Annotated in this window: 7 protein-coding genes; 5 read left to right on the top strand and 2 right to left on the bottom strand. The window is 73.6% G+C overall.

What is annotated here, in order from left to right:
- Positions 1 to 349: 349 nt before the first annotated feature.
- Both yhbY and D6689_09385 read right to left on the bottom strand, forming a co-directional pair.
- A complete protein-coding gene (gene yhbY, locus D6689_09390) occupies positions 350 to 643 on the bottom strand; it encodes a ribosome assembly RNA-binding protein YhbY (protein ID RMH42034.1) in 294 nt (97 codons plus the stop codon).
- A 2-nt stretch (positions 644 to 645) separates the two neighbouring features.
- Positions 646 to 1,599 carry a DUF2236 domain-containing protein gene (locus tag D6689_09385; protein RMH42033.1) on the bottom strand — a complete coding sequence of 318 codons (954 nt, stop codon included), beginning with the start codon at positions 1,597 to 1,599 and terminating at the stop codon, positions 646 to 648.
- A gap of 31 nt (positions 1,600 to 1,630) precedes the next feature.
- Here D6689_09385 and D6689_09380 point away from each other — a divergent pair, with 31 nt between their 5' ends.
- The 5 genes from D6689_09380 to D6689_09360 form a co-directional block, all read left to right on the top strand.
- On the top strand, positions 1,631 to 2,860 hold the full coding sequence (locus D6689_09380; GenBank protein RMH42032.1) for a sodium:proton antiporter: 1,230 nt from the start codon (positions 1,631 to 1,633) through the stop codon (positions 2,858 to 2,860).
- Positions 2,832 to 3,329, top strand: coding sequence for a hypothetical protein (locus D6689_09375; GenBank protein ID RMH42031.1), 498 nt, complete (start codon positions 2,832 to 2,834; stop codon positions 3,327 to 3,329). The genes D6689_09380 and D6689_09375 overlap by 29 nt, the downstream gene beginning before the upstream one ends.
- A gap of 136 nt (positions 3,330 to 3,465) precedes the next feature.
- Entirely contained in the window at positions 3,466 to 4,839 is a 1,374-nt protein-coding gene (locus D6689_09370) for an AarF/ABC1/UbiB kinase family protein (protein ID RMH42030.1), read from the top strand.
- A 121-nt stretch (positions 4,840 to 4,960) separates the two neighbouring features.
- On the top strand, positions 4,961 to 5,782 hold the full coding sequence (locus D6689_09365; protein RMH42029.1) for an NAD(P)-dependent oxidoreductase: 822 nt from the start codon (positions 4,961 to 4,963) through the stop codon (positions 5,780 to 5,782).
- Positions 5,783 to 5,919: 137 nt separating this feature from the next.
- Positions 5,920 to 6,879 (top strand): YkgJ family cysteine cluster protein (locus D6689_09360; GenBank protein RMH42028.1); only part of this gene is annotated, 960 nt, incomplete at its 3' end.

Genomic DNA, 6,879 nt, shown 5'->3' with positions numbered 1-6,879 from the left:
GCGCCGGCGCCGAGGCCGCCGCGGCGGCCGGCGCGGAGCCAGCCGGGGCAGCGGCCGCGGGCGCGCGCCGGGCAGCGGCCGCGGGCGGCGCGGCCGCCGCCTCGCGATCGCCGGCGGAGCCCGCACACGCTACCGCGGTCGCGGCGGCAACCAGCGGCGCGACGCGCGCGCCGCGGCGCGCCGATCGGTTGGGGATTCGACAGCTCACGTCGTCACACCTCCACGGGGTCCAGCGGGCGCCGGCCCGCCGGCGGGATCGTAGTCGACATCGCACCGCGGCGCGACCGGCGGCGGCCGCCGGGCCGCCCGCGCGGCGCGGCCGCCGCGCGACGATGCGGCGCGCCGCGCCCTACGGCAGCCGCAGCACGGGCTCTTCCGGGTGCGGCCGGTACAGCAGCACCGTGTTGCCGAGCACCTGTGCCACCTCGGCTCCGGTCCGCTCGGCCAGCTCCGCCGCCGCATCGTGGCGGTCCACCATCGCGTTGGTCCCGATCCGGACCTTGACCAGCTCGTGGTCGAGCAGCGCGCGGTCGACCGCCGCGACCAGGGCGCCGGTGAGGCCCTCCTTGCCGACGAGCACCACCGCCGCGAGCCCGTGGCCGCGCGCGCGCAGAAACCGCCGCTGCTTGCCGGTGAGCGCCACGGTCACCGCGCCTCCCGCGCGCCGGCGAGGCCGAACGCGAGCAACCGGCGCGCCCACCTTTCGGCTGCGACCGCCGGCGGCCGGCCGGCGAGCCGGCGCCGCGCGCTTCGATAAGCCGGCACATAACGTACCGACGGCGGCGCGAGCCGATGCGCCGCGCGCAACGCCGGCCCCGTGGCCGCGAACACCGCGCGCTCGGCCGGGCCGAACCGCAGGCCGAACGGCGCGCGGAACCGCGCCGGCAGCAGCCCCGCGGTCACGATCTCGATCCATCGCATGGCGGGCACCATCGCCCGGCGCCGCGGCAAAAACAACAACCGCGCGATGTCCGCCGCGGCCCGCGTCACGGCGAGGGCGTCGGACGCCACCATCTCGGCCATGTAGCGCTCGAACGCCGGCCAGTCGGCCGGCAGCGCGTCCGGCGGGATGCCGAACAGGTACGCGAACCGCCGCGACTGGCGCCAATAGCGGTCGCGCGCCTCGGCCGGCAGCCGACCGACGGCCAGCTCGTACGCGCACACCGCCGAGTCGATCAGCGTCGCGTGCACCCACAACAGCGCGCCGACGTCGTTGGCCGCATAGGCGGTCCCGCGCGGCCACCGCCCCGCCGCCTCGGGCAGCCGGCCGCGAATCCGGCAGTGGATGGCGAACACCCGGCGCGCCGCCCGCTCGGCGCCGTCCCAGTCGCCGAACACCATCGCGTACACCGCGCCGAACGTGCGCACGAACCGCCCGAGCGGGTCGGCCCGCGTCGCCGAATGCTCGGCCACCGCCGCCGCGACGAACGGATGCGCGAGCTGCAGCAGCGCCGCCCGGCCGCCCGCCACGAACAGCGCCGCGTGCCGGTTGATCGCCCACGCCTGCGAGCCCGGGCCGTAGATCCCGGCGCGCGGATCGCTCACCTCGGCGCGAACGCGCGCCAGGGACGTTTCGAGATCCTGCCGAGTCACAATCATCCGGGCCGTGTGTTATGAGCCTACGACAACCGTGGGCGGTCGCACGCTGAAAGTCATCCAGGAGCTGTCCCTGCCGCTGATCGCCGGCGTGGTCGCCGCGCTGGTGTGGGCCAACGTCGACCCGCACGGCTACCACGCGCTGATCCACGAGCCGATCGCGGGCGGCGTGTCGCTGCACTTTCTGGTCAACGACATCTTCATGGCGCTGTTCTTCGGCATCGCCGCCGGCGAGATCACCGAATCGTGCCTGCCCGGCGGCGCGCTCAACCCGCCGCGCCGCGCGGTCAACCCGCTGCTCGGCACCGTCGGCGGCGTCCTCGGACCGATCGCCGTCTTCTTCGCGTGGATGGCGATCACCGGCGATCATTCCCTCCGCAACGGCTGGGGGATTCCGACGGCGACGGACATCGCCATCGCATGGCTCGTCGCGCGAGTCGCGTTCGGCGCGCGCCATCCGGCGGTGAGCTATCTGCTGCTGCTCGCGGTGGCCGACGACGGCATCGGGCTCGCGATCATCGCCGTGTTCTACCCCGACCCGCACCACCCGGTGCAGCCGATCTACCTGCTGATCGTCGCCGCCGCCATGGGCGCCGCCTACGCGCTGCGCCGCCGCAAGGTCGCCAGCTTCTGGCCGTACGTGCTCGGGCCGGGGGTGGTGAGCTGGTGGGGCCTGCACCTCACCGGCGTCCACCCGGCGCTCGCGCTGGTGCCGATCGTGCCGATGTTGCCGACGTCCGGCATCGACCTCGGCCTGTTCGAGGACGCCGAAGACGCCATGCCCGATCCGCTCAACCGGTTCACCCACACGTTCAAGCTGCCGGTCGACCTCGGCCTGTTCGCGTTCGGGCTCGCCAACGCCGGCGTCGAGCTGTCGTCGGTCGGCAACGCGACCGCCGCGGTCGCGATCGCGCTCGCCGTCGGCAAGACCTGCGGCGTGTTCTCGTTCGCCATCCTCGCCCACCGGCTCGGCTTCCCGCTGCCGACCGGGATCGATCTGCGCACTCTGGTTCTCGCCGGCATGACGGCCGGGCTCGGGCTCACGGTCGCCCTGTTCGTCGCGGGCGTCGCGTTCACCGACCCGCACCTGCAGGGCGCCGCGAAGATGGGCGCGCTACTGTCGGTCGTCGTCGCCCCGGTCGTCATCACGCTCGCGCGCGTGTTGCGCATCGAGCGGTGGACCGACGCGCGCGCGCCGGATGCTGACGGCGGCGACCCGGCGTATGCTTCGGGCGATGAGCACCGAGACGTGGCGTCGCTGTAGCAGTTGCAAGACCGACATCCCGTTTGGCGCGAAGTACTACGCGTGTAGCGTGTCCACCTGTAACCGGTCGCGCACCGCCCTGTACTTCTGCTCGCTGCCGTGTTGGGAGGCGCACCTGCCGCTGGTGCGGCACCGCGAGGCGTGGGCCGAGGAGAAGGTCGCGCCGGCGCGCGACGAGTGGGAGCGCCAGCGCGCGGCGGAGGCCGGCGGCGACGGCGCACGCGCCGCGCGCAAGGTGGTCGCGGCGGATCGCCGCGCCGCGCCCGCCGACGGCGACGTCCCCCACGACATCCTGATCGTGGCGTCCAAGCTGAAGGCGTACATCCGCGCCAAATCCGGCATGCGGACGTCGGACACCTGCCTGGAGGCGCTGTCGACGATCGTGCGCGACGCGTGCAACGAGGCGATCCGGCGCGCCGCCGCCGACGGCCGCCAGACGGTCATGGGGCGCGACTTCCGCCGGTACTGACGCCGGCCTGCCGCGACCGCGGCGCGCCGGCGCGCGCGTTCCCGCGCGGCCGCACCGGATCCGGACCGCGCGGTTCGGGGCGCGCGCGCAACCCGCGTTCGGCGGCCCGCGGCGCGGCCCGTGCGATGATGACCGCGTGACCGGGATGTGGATCGCGGCGGCCGCGCTGGCCCTCGTCCTCGCGCTGCCCGTGCCGCGCCGTGCGCTCGTGCTCGCGGCCGTCGCCGCGCGCCGGTTCGCCCCCCTGGCCGCCCGCGCGCTGCGGCTCGGCTGCCGCGACGCCACCGCCGCGCGCTGCCTGCGGCTGGCGTTCGAGGATCTCGGCCCGGCCTACCTCAAGTTCGGCCAGATGATCGCGTCGAGCCCGACTGCGTTCTCCAAGCGGACTACCGACGAGTTCGCGAAGTGCCTCGACGAGGTGCGGCCGATTCCGGCCGCACGCATCCGGCGCATCCTCGCGGCGGAACTCGGTCCCGACGCGCTCGCGTCGTTCCGCACGATCGAGGACCGCCCGCTCGCGTCGGCGTCGATCGCGCAGGTCCACGCCGGCGAGCTATCCGACGGCACCCCCGTCGTGTTGAAAGTGCAACGACCTGGCATCCGCCGCCGCGTCGAGGCCGACATCGCGCTGCTCGGCCTGTGCGCGCGCGTGGCCGAGCGCGCCAGCCGGTTGCTGCGCCACGCCAACCTCACGGGCATCGTCGCCGACTTCCGCAAGACGATCCGCGAAGAGATGGACTTTCGCCTCGAAGCGCGCAACATCGACGACTTCACCGCGCTCCTCGACCGCGAGGGCCTGCTCGCGATCGCCCGGGCGCCGCGCGTCCACCATGCGCTCTCGACCCAGCGCGTCCTCGTCCTCGAGCGGCTGTTCGGCTGCCGGATCGACGACGCGCTGGGCGTCCGCCGGCGCGTCGCCGACGTCCGCGACACGCTGCGCGCCACCAGCGAGGTGTTCTGGACCTGTGTGCTGCTCGGTGGCTTCTTCCACGGCGACATCCACGCCGGAAACATCCTCGTGCTCGACGACGGCCGCCTCGGGTACATCGACTTCGGCATCGTCGGCCGGTTCACGGACGCGCAGCGCGCCGCCCTCGCCGACTGGCTCGCCGCGATGGTGTCGGGGGACGGCCGCCTGCTCGCGCGCGCAATCTACGACATGGGCGCGATCCGCAAGCGGGACCTCGACTGGGACGACTACGTCGCCGACGTGACGGACACGTTCCTGCCGCTGCGGGCGCTGACGGTCGACAACCCGCAGATGCTCGAAGCGTTCTTTCCGAAACTGCGCGCGCTCGGCGCCAAGCACGACCTGCACCTGCCGCAAGCGTTCGTGCTCATTCTCAAGCAACTCTCCTACTTCGGCCGCTACGTGATGATTCACGACCCGTCGTTCAACGAAAATCTCGATCCGAAAACGCAGCAGACGTTCGCCAAGCTGTTCGTCCAGTTCAACGCGTGGCGACAGACCCGCGACGCCGCTGCGATTGCGATTCAGCCGTCCGCGTAGCCGGGCCGCCGCGCGCGGCCACGCCGCGGATCGCGGGCGTCCGGACGACCGGAGCCACCGCTGGCCGCCGGCGGCGCGGACGCCGCTGGCGTCGGCCGTCCATCCGAGATAGGTTCGCGCCATGGCAACGCTTCACGGCAAGACTCTGTTCATCACCGGCGGAAGCCGCGGCATCGGCCTGGCGATCGCGCTGCGGGCGGCCCGCGACGGCGCCAACGTCACCATCGCCGCCAAGACCGCCGAACCCCACCCGAAGCTGCCGGGCACGATCTACACGGCCGCCGAGGAGATCGAAAAGGCGGGCGGCAAGGCGCTGCCGTGCGTTGTCGACATTCGCTTCGAAGACCAGGTCGAGGCCGCCGTCGCCAAGACGGTCGAGACCTTCGGCGGCATCGACATTCTCGTCAACAACGCCAGCGCGATCAGCCCCACCGGCACGCTGCAGACGCCGATGAAGAAATTCGATCTGATGCACTCGGTCAACGCGCGCGGCACGTTCCTGTGCTCGCAAAAGTGCATCCCGCACCTGAAGAAGTCGGACAATCCGCACATTCTGAACATCTCGCCGCCGCTGAACATGGAGGCGCGCTGGTTCGCGCCGCACGTCGCCTACACGATGGCCAAGTACGGTATGAGCATGTGCGCGCTCGGGATGGCGGAGGAGTTCCGGGGCGACGGCATCGCCGTCAACACGCTGTGGCCGCGCACGACGATCGACACCGCCGCCATCCGCAACCTGCTCGGCGGCGACGCGATGGCCAAGCGCAGCCGCAAGCCGGACATCATGGCCGACGCGGCCCACGCGATCCTCACCAAGCCGTCGCGCGAAGTCACCGGCAACTTCTTCATCGACGAAGACGTGCTCGCCGCCGAGGGGGTCACGGACCTGTCGAAGTACTCGGTCGTGCCCGGCGCCGAACTCGCCCCCGATTTCTTCATCTGACCGCGGGACGAGGTGGCGCACGCCGGAGGACTCACGACGCTGGCAACCACGATGGGCGCGATCGATCGACCGGAGGGCGCCGAGCGCGCGCGCCGGCTGCGGCTGTCGCCGCGTCCGAGGCCGCGGTCGACCTGCCGATGAGTCGCGTTCCCGCCGCGCCGTACCGCGATCCACTCGACCACATCTGGATCGAGGCGGCGCGGCGCATCGGCCTGCGCGTCGTGCGCACCGACGACGCCTACGCGCACACCGATGGCCGCGGCGTGCTCGCGATCGCGACCGCGCGGCACCTCGATCCCGACGACTCGCTGGCGCAGATGATCTTCCACGAGCTGTGCCACTCGCTCGTCGAAGGGGCCGACGCGTTTGCGCGCCCCGACTGGGGCCTCGACAACGAAACCGACCGGGACCTGCCGCGCGAACGCGCGTGCCTCCGCGCGCAGGCCGCGCTGGCGGCGCCGCTGGGGTTGCGCGAATTCCTCGCGCCGACGACCGACCACCGCGCGATGTACGACGCCCTGCCCGACGACCCGCTGGCGCCGGCCGACGACCCGACGTCGGTGGCCGCGCGGCGGGCGCTCGCGCGCGCCGACCGCCCGCCGTGGGCGCCGCACTTGCGGCGGGCGCTGGCCGCCACCGCCGGGATCGCGCGCGCGGCGCGGGACGCCGGCGCGGCCGGCACGCTGTTTGCCACGGTGGACGACCCGTGGCCCGTGCACCGCACCGGCGCGCCGATCCCGCCGTGGCTGAACGCGCGCTGCGGGGACTGCGCGTGGCGCTACCGCGGCGGCCGCGGCCGCGCCGTCGATCGCTGCCGGCAGGCGCGCGGCGCGCGCGTCGACGCCGGCGACCCCGCGTGCGAGCGGTTCGAGCGCGCGCTCGACTGCCTCGCGTGCGGAGCCTGCTGCCGCGAGGCGTACGACGCGGTGGAGCTGTCGCCGCGCGAGCCGCTGGTGACCGCTCGGCCGGATCTCATCGACCGCCGCGGCCGCCGCTTGCGCATCGCGCGGGCCGGCGGCCGTTGCGCGGCCCTCGCGCCGTCCGCGCCGTATGCGTGCGCGGTGTACGAGCTGCGCCCGCGCACGTGCCGCGAGTTC

It is taken from the genome of Deltaproteobacteria bacterium (genome assembly GCA_003696105.1).
GTDB lineage: Bacteria > Myxococcota_A > Polyangia > Haliangiales > J016 > J016.
Note: the sequence above shows the minus strand (reverse complement) of the source record. Positions and strands in the feature narration are given on the sequence as shown.